A 24653-nucleotide genomic window follows, 5' to 3' on the forward strand; every position below is an offset into this window, starting at 1 on the left:
GCCCCACCCGCCCGCGCCAGGCACGAACACGCACATGCACGGGGTTGCTCGGTTTTCTGAGTGGCGCTGGGAGCATGGCGAATGCCTCTGAAGAGTGACCCGACTAAAGAGAGAACGATTTTGTCATACAAAAAAGCCACCATAGCACTCGGCCTGTAGGACCATTCGCAATCTAGCGCAGGTAAAATCGAACCATATTTGAAAATGACATCTAATGATTGCTTGGACCAAGGATGAGAAACACAGGTGGTGTAGCAATGACAGGGATAAACACGCGGGCGATACGCTCGATGTGCCAGGCCAGTCAGCCTTAATGCGGTAAGTAGAAGACCCCCATGACCCAGTCTGTTTGGAAAAAATTTCGACTCAAACCCTACGCACTGGCGGCAATCCCGCTGTTACTGGTTGCAGGCGCCGTGACGCTGGCCGTACATGCGGATGATGTGTTTGCCCAGCCGGTAGACGGCGTACAAACCCTGGTGTTTATGCGTCACGCCGAAAAACCGGCCGACGGCCTTGGCCAGCTCACCTGCCAGGGGCTTAACCGCGCAATTGATCTGGCCACCCTGCTGCCACAACGCTATGGCAAGGCCGATTACGTGTTTGCCGCCAACCCGTCGCGACAAGTGGAAGAAGGGGCTGATGATGACGCCTACAGCTACGTGCGTCCGATGATGACCATCAACCCCAGCGCCATCAAGCTGGGCTTGCCGATCAACCTGGAGTACTCGGCCAACGACACACGCGCACTGGCCAGGGAACTGACCGGCGACCAGTATCACAACTCCACCATCTACACCGCGTGGTCCCACGGCTATTTGCCGGACCTGATCAATAACGTTGCCAGCCAGGCCCTGGGCAAAAAAACCTCGCTCACAGAAGACTGGCCCGGCAATGACTTCGACTCGTTGTACGTGCTGACCCTGACCTGGAAAGATGGCAAGGCCACCCTGCTCAGCCGCAGCGAAAAACAGGACCTCAACAATGGGGCCAAAACCTGCCCGAGCTGATCACCCCGCACCTCGATCACGGCGCGAGCATTATCCGCGCCGGGGCATGGCAGCGCACCGCCCAACTGACACCGCCCAGCAGCAGCACCACCGCCAGAGCTTCTGAAAAGGTGGGCCAGCGTTGCAGGTACACAAAGCCATAGAACAGCGCGAAGACCGTTTCAAACACAATCAACTGCCCGCTCAGGGTCAGCGGCAGACGCCGGGACGATGCATTCCACATCCGATTGCCAAACCATGAGCCGAGCACGGCGCACGCCAGATTGACCATCCAGAACATCTGCCAGCGCTGATCACTGACCTCGACCGTCACCGCGTCCAGGGACAGTCCCTGGGCAACGCCCCAGATCAACAAGCCCAACACACCGGTGGTGACGCCCCACAGGGTCGACCACTGCCCACTGTCAAACTGACTGTGCTTCAAATACCGCGCATTCTCGATCGCAAACCAGCTCCAGCACAGCAAGGCACCGATCCCGCACAGCACGCCCAGCACCTTGTCCCCCAGTGGCTGCTGCGACGTGCTGCCGAACAAGGCCTCGAGATTGATGCAAAGCACGCCGCCCAGCACCAGCAGCAACGGCCACGCCAGCCTTGCCAGTGGCACCGCTGCAGCATCGCGGCGCCCCAGCCAGGTAATGCTCAGGGGCAACACCCCCACAATCAAGGAAGCGGCGGCGATACCCACCCACTGAATCGATGCCGCCAGCAGCATGTAATAAATCAGGTTGCCCAGCAGCGCGAACTTGACCAGTGTCAGCACATCGCGCCGAGTCAGCTGGCCCAGCAAACGCCGGGCGTTGGGCAGCAACACAATCAGCGACACGGCCCCGTACACGATAAAACGCCCGCAACTGAGCAACAGCGGGCTGAATTCCGGCAACAGCTTGGGCACCAGAAACACCAGGCCCCACACTGCACCGGCCATGCCGGCATAGACTATCCCGCGTTTCATTCAAGACTCTCAAACTGATCAATATCGAGTGAGCGTAAGCGGCCCTGCGATTTGGCACAAAAGATCATTTGGCATGCTGGCATTCCGTGCAGGAATGCCTTATACCGTCCCCCCCACAACCTGCTTTAAGGTCTCTGTGAATCGCTACTCGAAAAACCTGCCCCCTCTGGACAGCCTGATCACCTTCGAAGCCGTCGCGCGCAATGGCAGCTTTACCCGTGCAGCAAGCGAACTGTGTTTGACTCAAAGTGCGATCAGCAAACAGATCCGGGCCCTGGAAGACAACCTCAAGCTCACCTTGTTTGAGCGCCAGGCGCGGGGCATTTGCCTGACCCAGGCCGGAGCAAGCCTGTTCAGCGAAGTCACCACCCTGCTCGAACGCCTGCAGCACAGCGTCAATCGGATCAAGGCAGCCCATGCCCCCAACTCCGTCACTGTGCTCTGTACCCATGCGGTCGCGCAGTTCTGGCTGTTTGCGCGATTGCTTGCGTTCAATACCGAGCATCCGTCAATCACGGTCAATATTCACGCCAGCAACGACATCCATGAATCCAGCGTTGCCGATTACGACTTCACGATTTTATACGGCGCCGGTCACTGGTCATCATTGAATGTCGAGCCACTGTTTGCCGAAAAGGTCTACCCTGTCGCCCGCACTGACCTGGTATTGGCCAGCGTCGATGAACCTGCCGACCTTCAAACATTGCCCCTGATCGAACTCGACGCCTCGGGATGGAACTGCATGGACTGGCACGACTGGTTCAAGCATTTCGGCCTGGAACACAAAGCCGATGCCAAGCGACCGACCTTCAATCAGGTCACGCTCGCCTATCAGGCAATCGTGCAGGGCATGGGGGTGGGGCTGGGTTGGGACTTTATGGTCAGGGACAAAATCGACAAGGGCGAACTGCGACGCGTGGGGCCCTTTGAATTTTTAAGCACGAATGCGGACTACCTGGCGCACTCTCGCCATAAAACGCTGTCAGATGCAGCAATTACTTTCCAGCGCTGGCTGCTCGACGACGCCCGGCGCGAACACTCTCCACTTTGCCAAGAGCTCAAGGTACACCCATGAAAATCAACGCTATCGGTTTACCCCTGCTTGTGGTTGCCTTGCTGGGACTGGCAGGCTGCGCAACCCCGAGCGTTGTGACCCTGCAAAACGGCACGCAATACCTGACCAAAGACCTGCCGGTTACCACGAACAAGGACGGCCTGTACGAGTTTGTGGACATTGCAGGCAAACACATCAAGGTCAGGGCTGCTGACGTCTCCAGCATCAAGTCTGATTGAAGGTCGGCGCCAGCCCGCCCCTCACCCGTTCAACGCATCCAGCAGCCGGTAATAGCTGATGCCTGCGGCCACATACAAGCGCTGAAGGCTATGGAAGGGAATTCTGCGAATCGGCGTCACCGGGAACGGGAAGTCATCGCTGACTCCCGAAACACGGGCCGCGAGGTGCTTGCCCAGGGTGCTGGACATCGCAATGCCGCGCCCGTTATAGCCCATCAGGATGGACAGGCCCGGTTGCGGCTCATGCAGTTGTGGCAGCACGCTATGGTTGAGCGCCACACGACCGCTCCAGCGGTACTCAATTGCGACGCCCGCCAGCTGCGGGAACACGCTGATCAGCGAGCGTTCCAGGTGCGCCCAGTCTTCATTGCGACCCGGCTCGGCAAACGGCCCGCGACCACCCAGCAGCACCCGCCCCTGGGCATCTTGCTTGAAGTAGAGCAACAGGCGCCGCGCATCCGAACACACTTCCCCACCAGGCAAAATGGTTTTGCGCAGCTCCGGCGAAAGCGGTCGCGTTGCAATCATGAAGCTGTTGGCCGCCAGCACGGTTTGCCGCAAGCCGGGCCATAAACCGTCGGTGTAGCCATTGGTGGCCAACACCACCCGTTCAGCCGTGACGCTGTGGCCCTGGGTGGTGGTCAGTTGCCACTGCGTGCCGATGCGCCGTAGATCGGTCACCCGGCTATCGCTGTGAATCATCGCTCCACGGCCCAGCGCCGATCTGGCCAGCCCCCGGGCGTAATTGAGTGGATGCAGGCTTCCCGCACGGGGGTCAACCCAGCCGCCCACGTAATTTTGCGTGCCGATGCGCTGGCAAACGGCACTGGCGTCCAGCAACTCAGCCGCCACACCACGTTGTTGCCATTGGCGGGCACGGTGTTCCAGGGTCTTCATCGTGGCACTGGAGTACGCGGGTTGAATCCAGCCCTTGCGGGTTGCATCGCACGCAATGCCGTACTCGCGAATCAGCGAAAACACTTCGTCTGCCGCCCCGCCGCACGCCTCAATAATCTTCTCGCCGCGGGCCGCACCAAAACGCTCGATCAGTTGATCCGGATCGTATTTGAGACCGGGAATGACCTGCCCGCCATTGCGCCCCGAAGCGCCCCAGCCTGGCTCACCGGCATCCAGCACACACACGCTAACACCCGACTCGGCCAGGCGCAGCGCGGTCACAAGCCCCGTGTAACCGGCGCCGACAATGGCCACGTCCACGCGCTTGTTTTCGGCGAGCGCCTGGGTCATCGCAGCCGAGCGCGCCGTGGCGGACCAGAGCGAAGGCGGCAAGGTGAGTTTTGACGTTGCTTTCATGTACGCCTCCGCAGCGCAAAACGTCCTTCCAGACGACGCAAGCCATAAGACAGCGGCAAACTCATCGACAGATAGAGCAACGCAACCAGGGTGTAGACCGTCATGTTTTCGAAGGTCGAAGAGGCGATCAGTTGACCTTGGCGCGTCATCTCGGCCACGGTGATGGTCGACACCAGCGAGGAGTCCTTGAGCATCATCACCAGCGTATTGCCATAAGGCGGCAAGGCAATGCGAAACGCCTGGGGCAGCACAATGCGGCGCATGATCATCAGGCCGCGCATGCCAAAGGATTCGGCTGCCTCGATCTGGCCAATGTCGATGGCTTGAATGCCGGCCCGAAAGTTCTCGGCCTGATAGGCCGAATAGGCAATCCCCAGACCGATCACACCGGCCTGCATGGCGCTGAGCTGGATGCCAAAGTCGGGCAAGACGAAATAGATGTAGAACAGTTGCACGATGATCGGCAACCCGCGAATCACATTGACCACGCCTATGGCGAACAAGGCGACGGCACGGATTTTGGAAACCATCATCAGCGCGAACATCAGGCCAATCACTGAACTGAGCAGGAACGAACCCGCCGTGACCTGCACAGTGACCACTGCGCCTTTGAGCAGAATCGGAAGAAAGTCCAACGCGTCCTGGAGAAACATAAACTACCTGCACACCGCTACAAGAAGTGGCCCACCGCAGAGCGGGGGCCACAGAATCATCAGTTCAGCTTCCACTTCTCGATGATGCGCTGCAGCGAGCCGTCAGCCTTGATGGCGGCAATGCCCTTGTTGACCTGCGCCAGTTTCTCGGCGTCGCCTTGACGCATGACCAGGCATACATCACCCATCACGACCGGCACATAGGTGCTCGACAGTTTCACTTCAGGGTTTTTGCCCTGGGCCAACTGGTAAGCGATGATCGGACGATCGCCGAAAGCAGCCTTGATGCGACCCAGCTTCAGGTCACGCATCAGGTCAGGAATAGAGTCGTAGCTGCGCACTTCCTTGAAGCCGCCATGCTTGTTCAGGGCGTCGAGGAATACCGTGCCCACTTGAGCACCGACCACTTCACCGGCCAGGTCATCCATGGTTTTGTATTCTTTGGGATCGTCAGTCTGGACGATCAGGCCTTCGCCATAGCTGAAAATCGGATCGGAATACTGCACAACCTTTTCACGCTCAGGGGTTTTGAGCATGGCGGCGGAAATCAGGTCAATTTTGTTGGTGGTCAGCGAAGGGATCAGCGCGGCAAACGTGGTTTGCTGGATCTCGGTGTCAAACCCCCCTGCTTTGCCGACGGCTTCAGCGGCGTCGACCATCATGCCCTGGATTTTTCCGCTCTTGATATCGAGGAAGGTGAACGGGATACCTGTCGCCGTTGCACCGACTTTATAGACAGGCTCTGCAACAGCACTGGCTGATCCAATCAGTCCGGCTGCCATTGCGCATACAAGCGTCAGTACTTGAAAAGGTTTGTGCATAGCGAATCTCCCTGTGGTCGCTTTTATTGTTGCGGGGCAGCATTTAACACCCTTGCACCCTCTGGTACAAAATGCCGCCATCGACTATAACCAATTTACTTAAATCGTAAAGAGATTTATAAATATCGCATATCGATATTTATAGGTCGAAAAAAGCCAAGGATGCGCCATGAGCGACAGCAACAACCCTCTTTTCAACCAGTCACTGGAAAAGGGCCTGGCCGTACTTCGCGGCTTCGGGGCAGCGCGGCGCACCATGACTCTGGCGGATATCGCGCAGGTTGCGGGCATCAGCAAAAGCTCGGCCCAGCGCATGGTGCATACCCTTGAAGAACTCGGCTATGTGCGTAAGCACCCGCAAAGCCGACGTTTCCAGTTAACGCCCAAGGTTATGGAAATCGGCTACAACTATTTAGCCGCCGACATATTGGTCGATGTCGCAAACCCCTACCTGGCCGAGCTCAACCAGATCACGGGCGAGACGGTCAACCTGACGGAGCCGGACGGCCTGGACATGGTCTATGTGTCCCGTTTTGTGGCGCCTAAATTTATCCCGATCCACATGCCCATCGGCAGTCGAATCCCGATGTATTGCACCGGGGGCGGTCGAGCCTATCTGAGTGGCCTAGGGGATGACGAAATTCGCCGTGTGCTGCAAGACAGCACGCTGGCTGAGCTGACCCGCTACACCCTGACGGATGCCACCGCCATTTTTGAGCGTGTGATCACCAGCCGCAATCAGGGCTATGCCACCAACAAGGAAGAAATGTTCCTGGGGGACATGACCATTGCCGCACCGATATTCAACAGCAACGGCCTGCCGGTTGCGGCCGTGCATGTGGTAGTGCCGAGCAGTCGCTGGAGCATGGAAGAAGCCGAAGATAAATTGGCCTCGACCGTTATCCAGTGTGCCCGTGGGATCAGCAATTCGATCAGAACTTTGTAGCGGTCCCCGGTGGGAGCTAGCCTGCTCGCGATGCAGCCGGACGTAGCCTCGCACAGCTCGTCCACTGCTACGTATTCCTTGTAGATACTCTGTTGCCAGCTGGCCTGTTTAGAGAAATGTGCTTCGCTAAACAGGTCGGCCTGTAGGCCGCCTCGGCGGGCAATTGATCTTGTTTGTGCCAGTTGTTTTGCGATGCGCCCGCAGCGATGCCGAGTACATATCCATTCGATGTGTCACGACTTTCTACGGGTTCCGCCCTTACGGCGGGTCACTTTTTCCAGACGCCGAAAAAGTAACCAAAAAGGCTTGCCCTACCATACGGCCGCCTCGCCAAGGCTCGGCGGTACCCTCACTCCGGCACTGTCATGGGGGCACGCCGCGACGGGCCATCCATGGCCCATCGCGGCTGGCGCGGCGTCCTGCCGCGCCACCCCCATAACAGCACCTGCGTTCGGCCTTCTGTGATGGGCATTCGCGTCGTCTGGACATGGGTGTGGCCCCAGCAAAAGCAAAAGCAAAAGCAAAATCCATCGCAGACGCCACAGAACCTTGCGCAAAACGTTTTAGCGCCAACATACAAGCCGCTTACGAGTAGAACGAGGCTGCGTTCGAGCGCGCAGCGGTCGCAAAACCGGAATACGCGGTTTACCTGATAAACCTGGGAGGCTGATTTTACGACGGCTACGCCGCCGATCGCAGCCTCGCACGGCTCGTCAGCGACTACAGATCGTGAATGCAACCCACCAACCAGGCCGGCCGGTCGGCCGCCTCGGCGGGCAGTGCTTTTGATCTGCCCGCCCCTTCGGGAGGCCCACGGAGCGGGACCGGAGTGAGGGACACCTGAGCGCAGCGAGGGCCGTACGCTGGGGCGAAAGCGCTTTGGTTACTTTGCCGCTTTTGCAAAGTGACTCGCTGTAAGAGCGAAACCATCATTTCAGTTAACCGCGAATGCCGGATATGTACCCCGTGTGCCAGTTGTTTTGCGAAGCGCCCGCAGCGATGCCGAGTCCATATCCATTCGATGTGTCACGGCTCTCTACGGGTTCCGCCCTTACGGCCGCCTCGCCCAGGCTTGGTGGTTCCCTCACTCCGGCACTGTTATAGGCATTCGCGTCGTCTGGACATACGTGTGGCTCCAGCAAAAGCAAAATGCATCGCAGACGCCACAGAACCTTGCGCAAAACGTTTTAGCGCCAACCTACAAGTAGCTGTCGAAGGAACGAGGCTGCGAAGCAGTCGTAGAATCGGTGATCGTGGCACCCTGAATCACCACCGCCGCTGTCGTTGCATGGCAACAAAACCCCCTCCCGAAATAGGTAGCATCCTCATATAAACCCCGTGCTAGAGCATTCAATTAAGGTTCAGTTAAGTTTCGGGCGCTAACGTGACCGACGAGTCACAAATGACTCGCATTAGCCTTTCCCCTGCTCTACCACAGAGGATGAACGATGGATATCAAGGTCACACAGCGCTCGGCTGCAGCTACTGCCCCTCCTGAAACGGAACAGGCTGACGCAGCACTGCAGCTCATTGTTGAAGGTTTTCTGCATTTCCATCGTGAGGTCTTTCCACAACAGAAAGACCTGTTCAAAAAACTGGCCACTGCTCAACGCCCAAGGGCGATGTTTATCGCTTGCGCCGATTCTAGAATCGTCCCCGAATTGATTACCCAAAGCGCTCCTGGCGATCTGTTCGTCACCCGCAATGTCGGCAACGTCGTACCGCCTTATGGCGAGATGAATGGCGGGGTCAGCACGGCGATCGAATACGCCAACCTGGCACTGGGCGTACAGCACATCATCGTCTGCGGGCACTCCGACTGTGGCGCGATGCGCGCCGTGCTCAACCCGCAAAGCCTTGAAAAAATGCCCACGGTCAAAGCCTGGCTGCGCCATGCCGAAGTGGCCAGGACCATGGTTCAGGAAAACTGTGCGTGCGCCAATGAAGCTGAAGGCATGCACGTGCTCACCGAAGAAAACGTGATCGCTCAGTTGCAGCACTTGCGTACCCATCCCTCCGTCGCTTCGCGCATGGCCAGCGGCCAGTTGTTTATCCATGGCTGGGTCTACAACATCGAAACCAGCCAAATCAAAGCCTACGACGCTGAATCCGGCAGTTTTCTGCCACTGGACAATCTCCAGACAATCCCTTGCGCGACACCCAAAGCGCGTTTCTGAACATGTCCCAATGAGGTAGCCGTGGCAACCAGGCACGACGCCGGGCTTTGTCACGCCCCAAGAATCCCCAGGGAGAATCATCATGCGTACTGCGCAATTAAAAGCAGTATTGCCACGGGAGCTATTGGCCTCTGTGGTTGTGTTTCTGGTCGCCCTGCCCTTGTGCATGGGCATCGCCATCGCTTCCGGAATGCCCCCGGCCAAAGGCTTGATCACCGGTATCATCGGCGGCCTGGTCGTGGGCTGGATGGCCGGATCGCCGCTGCAGGTCAGTGGCCCGGCAGCCGGGCTGGCAGTGCTGGTGTTCGAAGTGGTACGCCAGCATGGCATGGCCATGCTGGGGCCGATCCTGCTCCTGGCAGGTTTTTTACAACTGGTGGCCGGGCGTTTGCGTTTGGGTTGCTGGTTCCGCGTCACCGCACCGGCTGTGGTCTACGGCATGCTTGCCGGAATCGGGGTGCTGATTGTGTTGTCGCAACTGCATGTGATGCTCGACGGCACCCCCAAACCCTCGGGCCTTGATAACCTTGCCGGCTTCCCGCAGGCAGTGGCGCAAGCCATTCCAACCCTTGGCTGGCAGGCGGGCCTGCTGGGCCTTGCAACCATCGGGGTGATGTGGTCGTGGGATAAATTACGCCCGCAAAAGCTGCGCTTTGTCCCCGGCGCCCTGCTCGGTGTGGGCTTGACCACGGCCGTCAGCCTGGTCATGGCGTTACAGGTCAAGCGCGTGGAAGTCCCGGACAATCTGGCGGACGCTATCGACTGGCTGCGTCCGGCCGACCTGCTGAACTTTGCCGATCCCGCTCTGTTGATCGCGGCGTTTGCAGTGGCGTTTATTGCCAGCGCAGAAACCCTGTTGTCCGCCGCAGCCGTCGACCGCATGCACAACGGCCAGCGCTCGGATTTTGACAAGGAACTGACCGCCCAAGGGGTCGGCAACATGCTCTGTGGCGTGCTGGGCGCGCTGCCAATGACCGGTGTGATCGTGCGCAGTTCGGCCAATGTCCAGGCAGGTGCCACCACCCGGCTTTCGACAATGTTCCACGGCCTGTGGCTGCTGGCTTTTGTGCTGTTGCTGTCCAGTGTGCTGCAAAGCATTCCGGTGGCGAGCCTGGCGGGTGTGCTGGTGTATACCGGGATCAAACTGGTGGACATCAAGGCGTTTCGCGGCCTGGCACGCTATGGCCGCATACCGATGCTGACCTATGGGGCAACCGCCCTGTCAATCATCTTCACTGACTTGCTGACCGGGGTACTGCTGGGGTTCGGCCTCACCCTGGCCAATCTGGCCTGGAAGGCTGCGCGCCTGAAAATCAGCCTGATTGATCTGCCCCGCAGCGGTGAAATGGAGTTGCGGCTCAATGGCTCGGCAACCTTTCTCAAAGTACCGGCATTGACTCAGGTACTGGCTCGGGTACCGGCCGGTAGCATCGTGCATGTCCCCCTCAGCAACCTGAGCTACATCGACCATTCCTGCCTGGAGCTGTTCGAAGAGTGGGGACGGGCCAATGCAGCCAAGGGTTCGAAGCTGATCATTGAACCCCAGGGGTTGAAACGACGCCTGGAAGGCCGACTGCGCACGACCCGCGGCCTGGGGTCAGCCACCGCCTAGAATCAAGCTGCGGTAATGCCCCGGATTGGTTCCCGACCACTTGCGAAAGGCCTTGTAAAACGAGCTGGTGTCGGCAAAGCCCAGGCGCAGGGCGATGTCGGCAAAGCTGTGGTCGGGCTCGGCCAACCAGCCAATCGCCAGTTCCTTGCGCACGCCGTCCTTTATCCCCTGGAAGGTGTGCCCTTCGTCCGCCAAGCGACGGCGCAAGGTCGATGCCGACATGCACAGGCTTTGCGCCAGGCCCGGGGTTTCAGGCCACTGCTCGGCAGGCAACTGGCGCAGATGCTGTTTGATCTGGCTGGCCAGACTCTCGGGATCCCGGTATTTGACCAGGATATTGGCAGGTGCCTCGGCCAGAAAGCGCTTCAGTTCCTGAGCATTGCGCTTGATCGGTGCATCCAGGCAATCGGCAGCAAAAATCATCCGTGTGCGTGGCCGCTCAAAGCGCAGGTTCTCGGAGAACATCACTTCGTAGTCTTCGCAGTAATCGGGCGCCGCACAGCGCAATTCAATGGCCAGAATAGGAATTCGCCGCCCGGCCAGCCAGCAGGCAACGCCGTGCACGATCATCCAATAGGTGAAGTAGGTAAAGCCACGGCTCGCCGGTTGCTCAGGTTCGTGCAAGACGATTTCCGCCAGGCTTTGCTGGCGCACCAGTTGCGCCGGTAAGCGTTCCAGCATCAACGACAGAAATCCCAGCACCACCTCCAGCCCCTGGGCCAGGGTCGGCTGAGCCATTGCGGTGCGGCACATGAACGCCAGGCTGCCAGAACGCAGCTTGCGCGGGTCCATGGCAAAAAATTCGTCATCCAGACGTCGCGCCAGCAGTCGCCACATCCGTGCATAGACCAGCGCAGGCACACGGCCATCCGGTTCGTTGAGCAACCCGGGGGCAATGCCGACTTTATGCAGCACTTCATCCGTGGCGCTACCGGGCGCACAGCTCTGCAGCAACGCCTCGCGCACCAGATGAATGGAGATGGTGTCCTTGTTCAACATTGGCCGTGTTCCGAGCCCGATGACGGTTGATTGACGGCCATCTTAAGCAGCACGGATCAAAAAGCCAGCAGTACCTTAGCCTTATACGGGCAACGCCAGCGGCGGTGATGCCAAGCGTCTGGCCAAGAGTCCGGCAAAGGCCACCACCGGTACCACAGCCATCGCCAGGGCCAGCCACAGCAGCCCGGCAAAACCGTCTGCCACCAACTGCCCCGCCAGGGCCGGGCCGACCATTGAGCTCAAGGCAAACGCGGCAGGAATCAGCATGATCGAACGCCCGCTTGGGTCGAGCCGGGCCACGGCGGCGGTCTGGTAGATGCAGCCCCAGCAGAAACCCACCTCCCAGATCCAGGCGCCCAGGGCATACATCACAAACCCTTGGGCATAGGCCAACAGCAGCAAGCCCGTGCCGATCACCGCCAGTACCAGCAGATGGGGCCAGCGCGAACCCAGGCGATCGCCGATCAGCGCCAGGGTCAGGGCCGCGCCGCCACCCAGCAGTTTGAGTACCGCAAAGACCACGCCCATTTGCGCCGGGGCGACGTCCAGTCCGTGCCCTAGCCGCTCAAGAAATGCCCACAGCCCAATCTGCCCGGCGCCAAACACGAAGAAAAAACCCAGTGCCCAATAGGCAGGCACCGGGAAGCGAAAACGGCCTTGAAGGGAGCTGTCTCCAGCCAGATCTGCATGCACGGTGAAATCACTGCGCCGGGGCAACGCGAACGCGCTCAGGCTCAGCAACAGAATCATTGCCGCCAGCACCAGCGCAGCACCGGCGTAGTGAAAGTTGCTGATCACCAGCGAAGGCAATACAAACAGCACCAACGCCACCAGACCCAGTTCAATCCCTTGACGCATGCCGAACGCCCGTTCCTTGTTGGGCATCTCGGCCATGATCCGCAGGCCCAGGCACGTCATCAGCGCGGCAAAAAAGCCGATAAGGGCCCACAACGGCAACTGTGCAGCCGCTGGCAGTTGGGAGGACGCCAACAACGCCAGGGCCGCGCCCACTGCACAACCCAAGGTCAGGGCACGCCAGTTGCAACGGTCTATAAAGCCCACAGCAACCAGCGTTCCCACCAGGTAGCCACTGAAACACACCGACCCGAGCAGGCCGATTTGCGTCGGTGCAAAACCGAAACTGTCCGCCAGTGAGCCCAGCAAAATAGGCAGCGTGTTGAAGGGCAAACCGCCGATGGTCGAGGCCAGGCTCGCAGCCAACATAAAGGTCAGGGTTCTACGTTGGTTCAGCGTCATCGGCAGTGCCCTTCGCTCAAGCCATCAATCAGCGGTGATCAACAGTGGTGATTTCACGGCGTTCGGCCATGCTCGCCGGCACACTGGCCTCGTCCGTGAAGAACTGCTGATACCACTCGCGCAGCTGATACACCGGGCCATCATCTTCAGCCAATACCGGGTTATTGACCCGAACCTTGTGGGTCCAGATATCAACGTCCTGATAGAAGGAGTCGCGGTTGCGTTGCACGTAATCCATGGCCAGCGCTTCGTTCTGCTCTTCGGTCCAGCCCGGCACTTTTTTCACCATGCAGCCAAAGCGCAGCTCAAAGCTGTTGGGGCCGATCGGCACATGGCAATTAAGCAGAATGGACTTGATTTCCAGCCCTTCGAACACCGCGCGCATACGGGTCAGGTGGGTCGCAGGGCCGTAGTAGGCCGACTCTGCCACCAGATCCCCCCCCAGACGCTCGGAGTCGCCGTGGAAGATCTGTTGAGCGATATGCCCTTCAAAAACGTTATGGAAATACTTGGTCGGGGTGCCATGCACCGGCCCGAAATGCTGGGCATCCACCAGGTTGTCGACCAATTCACGAGGGTTGGTGTTGATGACCAGCTTGTCCATGTGCCAGCTGTGCAACCACTCATCGCTGTCCATTTCGGGCAGATGGGGAATCACCACGTCTTCGGCAGGCGGCTTGCCTTCAGGGTTGTTCCACACAAACAGCAGACTGTTCACTTCGCAGGTCTGCCAGGCGCGGGTTTTGGCCTTTGGCGGAATGCGTTTGCAATACGGGATCTCGACACATTTGCCGCTGGCTTCGTACTGCCAGTGGTGGAAGGGGCAGACTACGCGGTCATTCTCGATAGTGCCCTGGGACAGGTCGGCGCCCATGTGCGGACAATGGGCGTCCAGTACACTGATCTCGCCCTTGGAGGTGGCAAACGCCAGCAGTCGCGAGCCGAACACATTCAGGGTATGCAGCTTGCCATCACGGTACTCATCCGCTTCGCCCAGACAATGCCAACCACGGCCAAAGCGCGGCGACAAAGCGTTCTCGACGTGAATTTCAGCGAGTTTAGTCATTTTTATTATTCCTCAGGTTAAGGGCCAGGGCGCTTTACCGAGAGATCTTCACCGAGGTGAGAGGCAGGCTCATCGTTCAGATGGACTAGAACACAGAGGTGTTGTAGTCGCTGTCGAGGCACGAGGCTGCGATAAGGGCCGCAGGACCTTCAAAAAACCGGGGCCGCTGCGCAGCCCATCGCAGCCTCGTGCCTCGACAGCGACTACAGGATTTGAGTGTTCAAAATCCTTATTAACGCCAATCCTCAACAATCCCGTGTTCCCGGGCAAATGGCTGGCACTGGATGGTCTTGCGCTGGTGATCGACTGCTGCATCATTGGTCGCCAGCCACAGCATCACCGCTGCCGGCACCTCAGGCGGCGCCGAGCCTGCACGCAAGGCAATCACGCCCTTGTCACCGATGGTGGCGCGCAAGGCGTCAGTGGTCACCACCCCGGGGTTGAGGGTGTAGGCGCGAATCCCCTGTTCGCCAAACTCCACCGACAAAATGCCCGACAGCCGCGACACCGCTGCCTTGCCCGCCCCATAGGCATACCCCCAGCCGCCCTTGCCCGCCGCCACCGGAGGATCGGTTTCACCCGCGCCTGAGGTGACATTGATCACCACCCCGCCACCCTGCTCCAGCATCTGGCTGACCACGGCCCGAGTCAGTAGAAACGGAGTCATCATGTAACCCTGAAACACCCGCGCCAGGGTCTCGGGCTGCAAGTCCATAAAGGGCGCGTTGAGGTCGCTGCCCTGATAGATCGCGTTATTGACCAGCACATCCACCCGGCCATATTCGGCAAATACCGCCTGGCTGGCGGCCAGCACCGACTCGCTGTCGAGCAGGTCCATCCGCACCACCAGCGCCTTGCGGCCCAGTTCGCGGATCGCTGCGGCCGTTGCGTTCAGACTGCCGGGCAGCGCCGTGCCGTCGGGGTTACGCAAGCCGTGGGTATGACTTTCACCTTCATCCAGGCTGCGTGCGCTGATGGCCAGATCAAAACCTGCGCGGGCAAACGCCAGCGCTGTTTCACGACCGATACCGCGGCTGGCGCCTGTTATAAATGCCACTTTGTTCATCAGGATTCCTTAAAGGTCAGAAGCGCTGGGCACGCACCATTGCGTCCATGCCACCATCGACAAACACGACGCTGCCGGTCACAAAGCTGGCCTGGTCCGATTGCAGAAAAGCGACAACCCGGGCGATTTCTGCCGGGTTGCCCGCTCGGCCCAATGGCGCAACAAACTCACGTACTGCCTTGCCAAACCGCTCATCTTCCTTGGCAGCCTGATGCAGCGGAGTCTCGACCGCACCCGGCGCAACCACGTTCAGGCGAATGCCTTGCGCCGCCCACTGCACCGACTTGCGCCGCGCTTCACAGGTCACGGCGTACTTGGAGCTGGCATAGGCGATGTGGGGCTGGCCCAGTGTGTTGGCCAGCTCCAGCGCCAGGTTTTCGTCACCGGCCAGCATGGCCGCGACCATCGGCTGTTGATCGGCACCCGGCTGGGTGGCTGCCACCGAGCCTATGACCAGCGCGGCCGGATGTTGCCCCTTGGCCAGTGCATCGGCCAGGCCGTCCAGCAACTCGCTGACGCCGAAGTAGTTCACCGCCAGCACCAGGCTGCTGGAAGACGCCGTTACCCCGAGCCCGGCGCAGCACACCAGGCCGTCGAGTACGCCGCCTGACTGTTCAAGCACCTGCGCCACGGCCGCCTGACGCCCGGCACGGGTCGACAGGTCGGCTTCCACCTCGGCACTGGCCCGATCAATCCCGATAATGCGGTGCCCCGCAGCCCGTAATACCGCGCACACGGCGGCGCCGATCCCGGAAGCGGAACCACTGACAGCTGTAACTGGCATAAGACTTTCCTTGATGATTCAGGCCCTGGTTGGCCTGTCTGAAGGGCAGCTGGCAGTGACGTTCAATCGCCGCTGCCGGCCTGGAATCAAAACTCAAGCGCTTTTGCGAATGGGTCGCGCCAACTGTGGCGCCGGCACTATCACGGATTCAGCCGCTCGCAAGGCGCACTTGGGCTTTCCCAAGGCAACCACGCTGTTTAGCAAAATCCTTACCAGTTCGGTCTGACGGCGCACACCGGTCTTGGAGAAGATCGAACGCAGGTGCGCCCGTGCAGTGTTGCGCCTGATGTTCAGGTTTTCAGCGGCTTCTTCCAGGGACAAACCGTTTGCCAGCTCCATCGCCAGCGCGGTTTCGGCCTTGGTCAGGTTGAACAGCTGCTTGGTCACCACTTCACTGGCCAGGGACTTGCCGACCGAGTCACGGATATAAATCACCGCCACAGGCTTGCTCTTGCCTTCCGCCCATTCGAGGGAAGGAATCGCCTCGACCACCAGCCCCAGGCTGACCTGCCCCGATGGCCGGGTAACGGACATCGCGTCGGCCGTCACCCCGCCGTCGCGCACTTCCTGGCTGAAGGCGTGCTTGACCAGACGCTGCAGCTCACGGTTATCGCTGGGGTATGTGGCCTCCAGCCTGCCGCCCACCAGCTTCAAGCCATCGGCATTCTTGAGGATTTCTTCGGCCACCGGGTTGAGGCGCAGCACCTTGCCGGTTTCGTCGAGCACGATGGTGGCCACGGACAGGCGGCTGATGGCCTGGGCGTAAAGCTCGCTCATGGACTCGCTGCGATCGAGCAAGTTGTGCAGGTGCAGGGCCCGGCGCAAATGCGGCAGGAAGCTGCTGCACAACGCGCGCTCGGCACTGGAGAAGGCAGGTGAGGTTTTGGGCCGGGTCAGACGAAAGCGCAGCTTGCCACCGTCGGGGGTCGATATATCGGCACCCATGACGTGGAAGACATCCTGCTTGGCGCAGTAGGCCTTGAAGTACGGCGATTGCACCCACTCGGATTCGCTCATCAGGTCTTCAACCGTAAACACCTGGTCAAGCGCCTGTCCTGCGAACGGGGTATTGGCTTGCGGGTAAGTCTGATACGTCAGCTCACCCTCGCCTTCGATATCGCCGGCCACAATCATCAGACCCAGATCGGGCTGGTCCGGAACCCGCAAAATCAGGGTCGCGTAGTTGGCCTTGAACATGCTGCGTACGGCACACAAGGTACGGCCCATCGCTTTCGGGTCCAGCGCACCGTCGTAGAAGCTGCCGACCATTTGATCGTAATCGGCCAATTCGAGCCCCAGACTGGCCAGGGTTTGGTGGTTCAGGGTCACTGTATCCACGGATGTTTCCTCGCGTTGGGTCAGGTTCGGGACCTGCCCTTTTTATTGTTCTTATTACCAGCGGTTGTTTGTGCGCAGCCCCTGCAACTGCAACTGCGCAAAAACGACTCAGTGTCTCTTTATGCTGGCCGTCATTCAAGCCCGGCAGGCTGTCTGTTCAGCGGTTTGTGGAGTCCTTGGCCGCCACGCTCTGCTTGAGCGGGTAATGCCCGGCAGGTGCGTCCTGTGCCCGAGTTTTCACCTTGACCAGCGGTCGTCCCAGATTGAACCAGGCTGCCAGCGCAGGGAGCAGGAAGATCGCCCCCAGCACGTTGACCAGGAACATGAACGACAGCAGTACGCCCATGTCCGCCTGGAACTTCAACGGTGCAAAGGCCCAGGTACACACACCGATGGACATGGTCAGCGCGGTAAACACCGCGGCCGTGCCCCGTTGGCACATGGCCTCGTAAAACGCGGTGCGCAGGTCTTTGCCGTCGGCCATCTCATGGGCAATACGCTCGTACAGATAGATCCCGTAATCGACCCCGACGCCCACACCCAACGCCATCACCGGCAACGTCGCGACTTTCAGGCCGATGCCCAGGGTTGCCATCAAGGCGTTGCACAGAATGGCAACAATCGCCAATGGCACCAGGATGCACAGCACGGCCCGCAATGAACCGAAGGTCAGCCAGCAGAACAGCGCCACCGAACCGAACAGGGCCGCCAGCATCACCACCTCGGCCTGCTTCACCGCTTCGTTGGACGCCGCCATCACGCCCACGTTGCCGCCCGCCATCAGGAACTCCACATTCGGCCCTTGCAAACCGGCAATGATGCGCTGGGTTTCGTTGACCACATGACTCACCGTCGCCCCTTCGTGGTCGGTGAGGAATACCAGGATCTGCATCCGCTGGCAGCCTTCGGTCACCAGCCCGTCATCGGGCATGTAAGCCCGGGAGCCCTGACTCAAGCCACGTTCGGAACCCGGGATTGCCGACCAGCGCGGATTGCCCTCGTTGTTGCCGGCAATCACGGTTTTACCCATGCCCGCCACGCTCTGCACCGACTGCACCCCCTCGACACTGCGGATCTGAAAGTCGAACGACTCGATCGCGCGCATCACTTGGGGGGCCAGGCAACCTTCTTCAATGCCTTTGACCTGAACAAACACCGACATCACATCCAGACCGATGGAATAGCTGTTGATGATCTTCTGGTTGTCCTGGTTGTAACGCGAATCCGCCCGCAGCTCCGGCGCGCCGACGCCGATGTCGCCTACCGCCAGGTCCCGGGCCTTCCAGGCCCCCACACCGAGCAGCAACAGGCTGACCACAAACACCGCCAGTGCCGGTTTCGGCTCGGCCAGCGCCGACAGGCGCCACCACAAAGCGTGCCTGCCCTGCACCTTGAGGCCCTGGGCCAACGCGCCCGGTTCGAGTTTCAAATACGACAGGATGATCGGCAGCATCAACTTGTTGGTGATGATCATCAGCATCACGCCAATACAGGCGGTCACACCCAGTTCATGGACGATGGGAATGTCGATCAGCATGATCACGCCAAAGCCCAAGGCGTTCATCAGCAACGCCAGGGAGCCGGGAATGAAGATCTTGCAAAAGGCCCCCTGCGCGGCCTGCACCGAAGAGCTGCCGCGCAGCACGTCCTGCTTCCAGGCATTGGTCATCTGCACCGCATGGGACACGCCTATCGAGAAAATCAGAAACGGCACCAGAATCGACATCGGGTCGATCCCCAGCCCCAGCAAAGGCAACAGCCCCAGCAACCAGACGACCGGCAGCAACGCCACCGCCAGGGCCACGACCGTCAGGCGCCATGAGCGTGAATACACCCATAGCATCAAGGCCGTGATGACAAAGGCAATCACAAAGAAGCCGATCACCGTGGTCAGCCCGTCAACCACATCGCCCACCAGCTTGGCAAAGCCGACGATATTGATCTCGATATCGTCATTGCTGTACTTGGCGCGGATATCTTCAAGCCGCTTGGCCACCTCGGCATAAGACACCGACTTGCCGGTTTGCGGGTCGAGATCCTGCAGGTCGGCGCGCACCATCGACGAGGTCAGGTCATTGGCCACCAGGCGCCCGACCTGCCCCGAACGGGCGACGTTGTTGCGCACCTGGGACAGGTCTTCGGCCGAGCCGGTAAAGCGCGGCGGCACGACCACATCGCCAAAAAAGCCGTCTTCGGTGATTTCGATATACCGCACATTGGCCGTAAACAGCGACGTCACACTGGCGCGGCTGACGCCATTGATGAAGAACACGTCATCCGTGACCTTACTCAGGGTTTCGAGGTATTGACGGTTATAGATATCCCCCTCGCCCTTCCACTTCACGCTGACCAGAAAACGGTTGGCACCGGTGAAGTACTGGCTGAAATTGAGGAAGTTGACCATGAACCCGTTGCGCACCGGGATCTGCTTGTTGAAGCCCGGGTCCAGCTGAGTGTGGGTGGCGCTGTAACCCAGGGCCAGCGTCAGCAGTACAAACAGTGCCAGCAAGCCTTTGCGCCAGATAATCAACCGATCGGCAACCCGCTCGACCACGCGGTTTACTGCAGTTTTTTCGCTGCTCACTGAGCACCTCCAAGCGCGGCAACACCGCCATCGGCACCTTGAAACACGCCGCGCTCACCGCCCACCAGCAAGCGATGGGCGCCGATCAATACCGCCGAGGTCAGCGTACCCAGCCCAGGCAGGCGCGTAGCACTGACCAGACGACCATTGCCGTCCAGGCGCACCAGAGAACTGCCCGCGCCGACAATCAGCAGGCCACCGCCATTGGGCAACAGCGCATGCCCATAGAGCGGCAACTGATTGCCCACCTTCACAGGCTCCCAGGTGTTGCCGAAGTTCTGGCTGACAAACACATGGCCGCGCATGCCGTACGTAACCCAGCGATCGGGGCTCAGGCGCACCACACCAAACAAAGAACCGTTGTAGAACGGTTCCAGCTTCTTCCAGCTCAGACCGGCATCATCACTGCGCAACACCAGCCCCTGCTCTCCGACCACCATCCGCCGGCCGTCGGCACCGCCGTCCATGCCGTTGAGGTGAGCACTGTCCACTTCCAGGGGTTGGGCTTGCCAGGTGCGACCGTCATCATTGGACTGGTAAAACTTGCCGAAGCTGCCGAACGCCAGCACGCGATTGCCACCGGCACTCCAGACACCCAGCAACGGCTCGGCGACTTCGCCATCGAAGCGGACCTCGGACCAGTTCGCGCCTTCATCTTCAGAGCGCAGAATCCAGCCATCATGACCGACAGCCAGCAGGCTCTTGTCTTCAAGGGCCACCAGCGCGGTGAGGGTCAGATCCCGTTGCGGCTTGACCACAGCGGCCTGCCAGGAGAGGCCCTGATCATCACTGAGCAAAATATTGCCGCGCTCACCCACGGCGACCACACGCTGATCGAGGTAGAGCATGCCGTTGATTTGCAGGCGGTCCGGGCGCAACTGAGCAGAAGCGACGGTAGAGGCAGGACGGGGGGAGAAAGTGAATGCGATGGTTGCAGCGACAATCAGGCAAACCAGATAGCCGATCATTGAGCGCATGGTAGATGCCTCGCTGCACAATTCAATTGCTGGGCAGAGTTCATGCAGCCAGTCCTCTTTTTATTATCTTGGATGCTCTGGCTTGCTCCTCGGCGAGGTATCCAGAACCTGGCTTCGATCATCGGACTGGTCAGTCACAGGCACATCGTCCAAACGGCCTAGCCCGGATGGATGAGTGAAAAAACGGCCATAGAGAAGGGTTTTGCGCCTGTATCCGCTGACACCGGTACACGCGCAGTACCTGATTAATCGAGGAAGTTGATTTCACGACGGCGACCTCGCCGGACGCAGCCTCGCACGGCTCGTCAGCGACTACAGACTCACGTTTACCCGCGCTGTAGTCGCTGACGAGTGGAACGAGGCTGCGATCGAGAGGGTGCGCCATACCAGCCGGTAATACGCAGTCTGCGACACCTATAACTGTCATGACACCGCAACTTCAATACAAGCGCACGCATAACCCGTACAAAACACATTGACCGCCAGACCGGCTTACAGAAGTAAAAGCCCTCGCAAACAAACAATACGCCACGTGATTTTCGCCTTGCCATATTTATTATATTACGGTCAACCATCATAACAACACAACAACTTACCAAGCGCCAATTTACAGATAAATCATATTAAAGCTGACATATTAAAACCTATAAAACACACCACCAGACCTGCACAGCCACCACCAACAAAACCCCATAACTTTCCGCCACTCACACAAGAACTTATTACCTTAAACAAAGTGTATAAGCATCACTGTAAAGCTCACGCCTGCCCGCGGGCCAGCATCTGAAATATCATAACCACACGTTCAAATTGATGTTTAACCTCTTTTACATGAACGCTCTAGCGCAGGGACAGTCAAGCAGCCTGCTCTTTGCCACTGAGACACATCAGGCGCAAGCCCCACTGAAACTGATTAATGTAAATAAAACCATATTTTCAATAGGTTGGTCTTCCACAACCGCGTTTTAAACTTACCCCGCCACAAGCCTTCCAGCACAAGGCGCTCAACCTGTTACTTCGCTGTTAACCTTATTGAAAGCAATCAGCACGCCCTCCACACACTAAACATTAAACACATCCGACTATAATTCCGAAAACTTGCAATGCTCTACAACCGTACTACTTTTGATTATGCACCACGAACACTACCTGCCCGCTGTCCGGCCGCACTCGTTCCGTTTGCGCTTTAGGGCGAACACATCAATTGCGCGCTCGCACTATTGAAACCCGGAACCAACAATACTGTTGATAACGACACCCCACCACGCCCCCAAGAGGCCCCAGATAATATGCACGCTTTATCTTATGCCGGAGCAACCAGCACTTGGCTTGCAATAAAGCCCCTGCCCGTTCCACTCTGGTGCCGCAAACTTTAACCCGCACTTAAACACCGTATGCAAAGGCGGTAGTTCCTGGCGCATCTAATATTCCTTCATCAGAGGCTGGCGTACATCACGCCATAAAAAATTATGAACACGATCTTTTCTGTGGTGTGGAGTTACTCCTTGAGCGGTTGGGTGGTAACTAGCGAGTTGGCGCAAAAAACATCCAAAAGTGGGCCTTGCAAGGGCATTAAAATATTAGTGGCCGTGGCTGTCGGGCTCTCTTTCGGGCTGCTGTCCACGCTCGCGCTTGCAGGTACGGCAATGCAGAGAGGGGTCGTTAGCGATACTTCTGCGCTAGGTACCGGGTCAACGGCAGCAGCAATCGTAGACGGCTCTTCCATCGCCATTGGTGCCGGTAACGGGGCCTCGGCCCAAAACAGAAGTATTGCAATCGGTGATGACTCAGATGCATTAGGCGACAGTTCTACTGCTGTCGGACGCCGTGCCACTTCCATCGGCGCTAATTCTGTTGCGGTCGGAGTAAGCACTAATACCTCAAGTGCAGATGCGGTTGCCATAGGCAACTCGGCCAGAGTGGGAACCGGATCTGCCCAAGGGATGGCACTGGGCGCCGGTGCATCTTCCTTTAACGCTGGCGCCGTTGCACTTGGCGCCAACAGCACCACCGCTGCCGCGGTCGGCACCAGCGGGGCAACCATTGGCGGTGTCGCCTACACCTTTGCCGGGACCACTCCGAATAGCGTGGTCAGCGTCGGCAACGTGGGGACAGAACGGGAGATCACTAATGTCGCGGCTGGCCGAATAAGTACCACCAGCACCGACGCAGTGAACGGCTCGCAACTCAATGCGACCAATCAACAGGTCACCAACAATTCAACCGCTATTACCAACATGAACAACGGCGCCGGGATTAAATACTTCCACGCCAACTCGTTATTGGACGATTCATCGGCGGCAGGCCTTGATGCAACAGCGGTCGGGCCCAATGCCCAGTCTCTGAATGCCTCGGACACAGCAATCGGCGCCAATTCCATTGCCAGCGGCGGCAACTCCCTGGCGGCCGGTTCGGGAGCTACTGCCAGCGGTGCCGGAGCAGTGTCCCTGGGTAACGGCTCGCAAGCCAACTCAGCAGATGCCGTAGCCATAGGCACCTCGGCACAGGCTACGGGCGGTAAAGCCGTGTCCATCGGTGCAGGCAATATCGCCACCGGCAACGGCGCAGTGGCCATCGGTGACCCCAACACCGCAACAGGTACCGGCGCAGTCGCCATGGGCGACGAAAACACCGCCAATGGCCAGGGCAGCGTAGCGCTGGGCCACACCAATACGGCAACGGGCCAGGGAGCGGTGGCACTGGGCAATGTCTCCCAAGCCAACGAGGCAGGCTCTGTTGCCCTCGGCGATGCAGCCATCGTGGCGGTCGGGGCGACCCAGGGACTGGCACTGGGTTCCGGTGCAACGTCCAACAACGCCCGCGCCGTTGCGCTCGGCGCTGGCAGCACCACCGCTGCCGCGGTCGGCACCAGCGGGGCAACCATTGGCGGTGTCGCTTACACCTTTGCCGGGACCACTCCGGCCAGCGTGGTGAGCGTCGGCAGCGTGGGGGCAGAACGGCAGATCACCAACGTTGCGGCTGGCCAAATAAGCGCCACCAGCACCGACGCAGTGAATGGCTCGCAACTCAATGCGACCAATCAACAGGTCACCTCCAATTCAACCGCTATTACCAACATCCAGAACGGCACGGAAGGCATGTTCCAGGTCAAGAACACCAGTGCATTGCCCAATCCTGCGGCAACCGGTACCGACGCGGTCGCAGGCGGTGGCGGCGCGCAAGCTTCCGGCAACAACAGTACGGCCGTGGGTAGCAATGCCATTGCCAGCGCAGAAAACACAGTCGCGGTCGGGCACGGAGCAACCGCTACAGGAACGAACAGCGTGGCATTGGGTGTCAACTCGACAGCCACTCGCGACAACAGCGTTTCGGTAGGAGCCCCCGGCAGCGAACGGCAGATCACCCATGTTGCAGCCGCAACTCAAGGGACCGATGCGGTGAACTTCGACCAACTCAACAGCGCTACGGCAAACACCACCAACAATGCCAACACCTACACCGACCAACGTTTTTCCCAGCTAAAAAGCGACCTGAACAAACAGGATCGCGTCTTGAGCGCGGGGATCGCCGGGGCCATGGCCATGGCCAGCCTGCCCCAGCCTTACGTTGCAGGCGCCAGCATGACAGCCATAGCGGCCGCCACCTATCGCGGGCAACAGGGACTGTCGCTCGGGGTGTCGAAAGTTTCTGATAACGGCCACTGGGTGGGCAAGCTCCAGGCCAGTACCACTACCCAGAGTTATTTGGGGGTAGGGGTCGGTGTGGGCTACCAGTGGTGAACCTTAACTAAAGCGCTCTACAAACGACGGTCTACCCCCCGTCACTGCTGCCCCGGCACGG

At 59.2% G+C, this 24653-nt stretch carries 18 protein-coding genes and 3 pseudogenes; 9 read left to right on the forward strand and 12 right to left on the reverse strand.

Annotated elements, in window-relative coordinates; translation table 11 throughout:
* Positions 1-335: 335 nt before the first annotated feature.
* Positions 336-1010, forward strand: coding sequence for a histidine phosphatase family protein (locus AC19YQ_RS17250; protein WP_133078495.1), 675 nt, complete (start codon positions 336-338; stop codon positions 1008-1010).
* 16 nt (positions 1011-1026) lie between these two features.
* On the opposite strand, the gene AC19YQ_RS17255 is transcribed toward AC19YQ_RS17250, so the two are convergent.
* Complete coding sequence (locus AC19YQ_RS17255) at positions 1027-1965, reverse strand: DMT family transporter (RefSeq protein WP_500595569.1); 939 nt, start codon at positions 1963-1965, stop codon at positions 1027-1029.
* Between the two features lie 136 nt (positions 1966-2101).
* On the opposite strand from AC19YQ_RS17255, the gene AC19YQ_RS17260 reads away from it, so the two are divergent.
* Both AC19YQ_RS17260 and AC19YQ_RS17265 read left to right on the forward strand, forming a co-directional pair.
* Positions 2102-3040, forward strand: a complete 939-nt coding sequence (locus AC19YQ_RS17260) for a LysR substrate-binding domain-containing protein (protein ID WP_339475542.1) — start codon at positions 2102-2104, stop codon at positions 3038-3040.
* On the forward strand, positions 3037-3258 hold the full coding sequence (locus AC19YQ_RS17265; protein WP_133078492.1) for a YgdI/YgdR family lipoprotein: 222 nt from the start codon (positions 3037-3039) through the stop codon (positions 3256-3258). The genes AC19YQ_RS17260 and AC19YQ_RS17265 overlap by 4 nt, the downstream gene beginning before the upstream one ends.
* Positions 3259-3279: 21 nt before the next feature.
* Here AC19YQ_RS17265 and AC19YQ_RS17270 read toward each other — a convergent pair whose 3' ends face one another.
* From AC19YQ_RS17270 to AC19YQ_RS17280, 3 genes are read right to left on the reverse strand one after another with little or no spacing between them, the layout of a single operon-like run.
* The gene (locus tag AC19YQ_RS17270) at positions 3280-4572 is read right to left on the reverse strand and encodes an NAD(P)/FAD-dependent oxidoreductase (RefSeq protein WP_500595570.1); all 1293 of its coding nucleotides are present in this window, start codon (positions 4570-4572) and stop codon (positions 3280-3282) included.
* Entirely contained in the window at positions 4569-5225 is a 657-nt protein-coding gene (locus AC19YQ_RS17275; RefSeq protein ID WP_133078490.1) for an amino acid ABC transporter permease, read from the reverse strand. The genes AC19YQ_RS17270 and AC19YQ_RS17275 overlap by 4 nt, the downstream gene beginning before the upstream one ends.
* A 59-nt stretch (positions 5226-5284) precedes the next feature.
* Complete coding sequence (locus tag AC19YQ_RS17280; RefSeq protein WP_133078489.1) at positions 5285-6046, reverse strand: ABC transporter substrate-binding protein; 762 nt, start codon at positions 6044-6046, stop codon at positions 5285-5287.
* Between the two features lie 169 nt (positions 6047-6215).
* Between AC19YQ_RS17280 and AC19YQ_RS17285 the strand changes: the two genes are divergently transcribed.
* The 3 genes from AC19YQ_RS17285 (at position 6216) to AC19YQ_RS17295 (ending at position 10781) form a co-directional block, all read left to right on the forward strand.
* The gene (locus tag AC19YQ_RS17285; protein ID WP_133078488.1) at positions 6216-6992 is read left to right on the forward strand and encodes an IclR family transcriptional regulator; all 777 of its coding nucleotides are present in this window, start codon (positions 6216-6218) and stop codon (positions 6990-6992) included.
* 1448 nt (positions 6993-8440) lie between these two features.
* Positions 8441-9169, forward strand: a complete 729-nt coding sequence (locus tag AC19YQ_RS17290) for a carbonic anhydrase (RefSeq protein ID WP_219263203.1) — start codon at positions 8441-8443, stop codon at positions 9167-9169.
* 82 nt (positions 9170-9251) lie between these two features.
* Positions 9252-10781 (forward strand): SulP family inorganic anion transporter, encoded by a 1530-nt coding sequence (locus AC19YQ_RS17295; protein WP_133078483.1) that lies wholly within the window; start codon positions 9252-9254, stop codon positions 10779-10781.
* On the opposite strand, the gene AC19YQ_RS17300 is transcribed toward AC19YQ_RS17295, so the two are convergent.
* The 8 genes from AC19YQ_RS17300 to AC19YQ_RS17335 form a co-directional block, all read right to left on the reverse strand.
* Complete coding sequence (locus AC19YQ_RS17300; protein ID WP_133078482.1) at positions 10767-11780, reverse strand: AraC family transcriptional regulator ligand-binding domain-containing protein; 1014 nt, start codon at positions 11778-11780, stop codon at positions 10767-10769. The two genes, AC19YQ_RS17295 and AC19YQ_RS17300, sit on opposite strands and share 15 nt — an antisense overlap.
* 81 nt (positions 11781-11861) lie before the next feature.
* On the reverse strand, positions 11862-13037 hold the full coding sequence (locus AC19YQ_RS17305) for an MFS transporter (RefSeq protein ID WP_500595571.1): 1176 nt from the start codon (positions 13035-13037) through the stop codon (positions 11862-11864).
* Between the two features lie 28 nt (positions 13038-13065).
* The gene (locus AC19YQ_RS17310; protein ID WP_500595572.1) at positions 13066-14103 is read right to left on the reverse strand and encodes a 3-ketosteroid-9-alpha-monooxygenase, oxygenase component; all 1038 of its coding nucleotides are present in this window, start codon (positions 14101-14103) and stop codon (positions 13066-13068) included.
* A gap of 232 nt (positions 14104-14335) precedes the next feature.
* Positions 14336-15169, reverse strand: coding sequence for an SDR family NAD(P)-dependent oxidoreductase (locus tag AC19YQ_RS17315; protein WP_339475538.1), 834 nt, complete (start codon positions 15167-15169; stop codon positions 14336-14338).
* Positions 15170-15185: 16 nt separating this feature from the next.
* Complete coding sequence (locus AC19YQ_RS17320; protein ID WP_500595573.1) at positions 15186-15953, reverse strand: SDR family oxidoreductase; 768 nt, start codon at positions 15951-15953, stop codon at positions 15186-15188.
* 93 nt (positions 15954-16046) lie between these two features.
* On the reverse strand, positions 16047-17291 hold the full coding sequence (locus AC19YQ_RS17325; RefSeq protein WP_500595575.1) for a helix-turn-helix transcriptional regulator: 1245 nt from the start codon (positions 17289-17291) through the stop codon (positions 16047-16049).
* A gap of 157 nt (positions 17292-17448) precedes the next feature.
* Positions 17449-19875: an efflux RND transporter permease subunit gene (locus AC19YQ_RS17330; RefSeq protein ID WP_500595577.1), complete on the reverse strand. Its 2427-nt coding sequence runs from the start codon at positions 19873-19875 to the stop codon at positions 17449-17451.
* Positions 19872-20852 carry a WD40/YVTN/BNR-like repeat-containing protein gene (locus AC19YQ_RS17335; RefSeq protein WP_339475532.1) on the reverse strand — a complete coding sequence of 327 codons (981 nt, stop codon included), beginning with the start codon at positions 20850-20852 and terminating at the stop codon, positions 19872-19874. Before AC19YQ_RS17335 ends, AC19YQ_RS17330 begins: the two co-directional genes overlap by 4 nt.
* 1469 nt (positions 20853-22321) lie before the next feature.
* On the opposite strand from AC19YQ_RS17335, the pseudogene AC19YQ_RS17340 reads away from it, so the two are divergent.
* From AC19YQ_RS17340 to AC19YQ_RS17350, 3 pseudogenes are all read left to right on the forward strand, one after another.
* Positions 22322-23593: pseudogene (locus AC19YQ_RS17340) on the forward strand (ESPR-type extended signal peptide-containing protein); the annotation flags it as partial.
* 222 nt (positions 23594-23815) lie between these two features.
* Positions 23816-23894 (forward strand): annotated as a pseudogene (locus AC19YQ_RS17345) (hypothetical protein); the annotation flags it as partial.
* A gap of 110 nt (positions 23895-24004) precedes the next feature.
* A pseudogene (locus AC19YQ_RS17350) lies at positions 24005-24592 on the forward strand (YadA family autotransporter adhesin); the annotation flags it as partial.
* Between the last annotated feature and the right edge of the window lie 61 nt (positions 24593-24653).

It is taken from the genome of Pseudomonas sp. MF06569 (assembly GCF_059862735.1).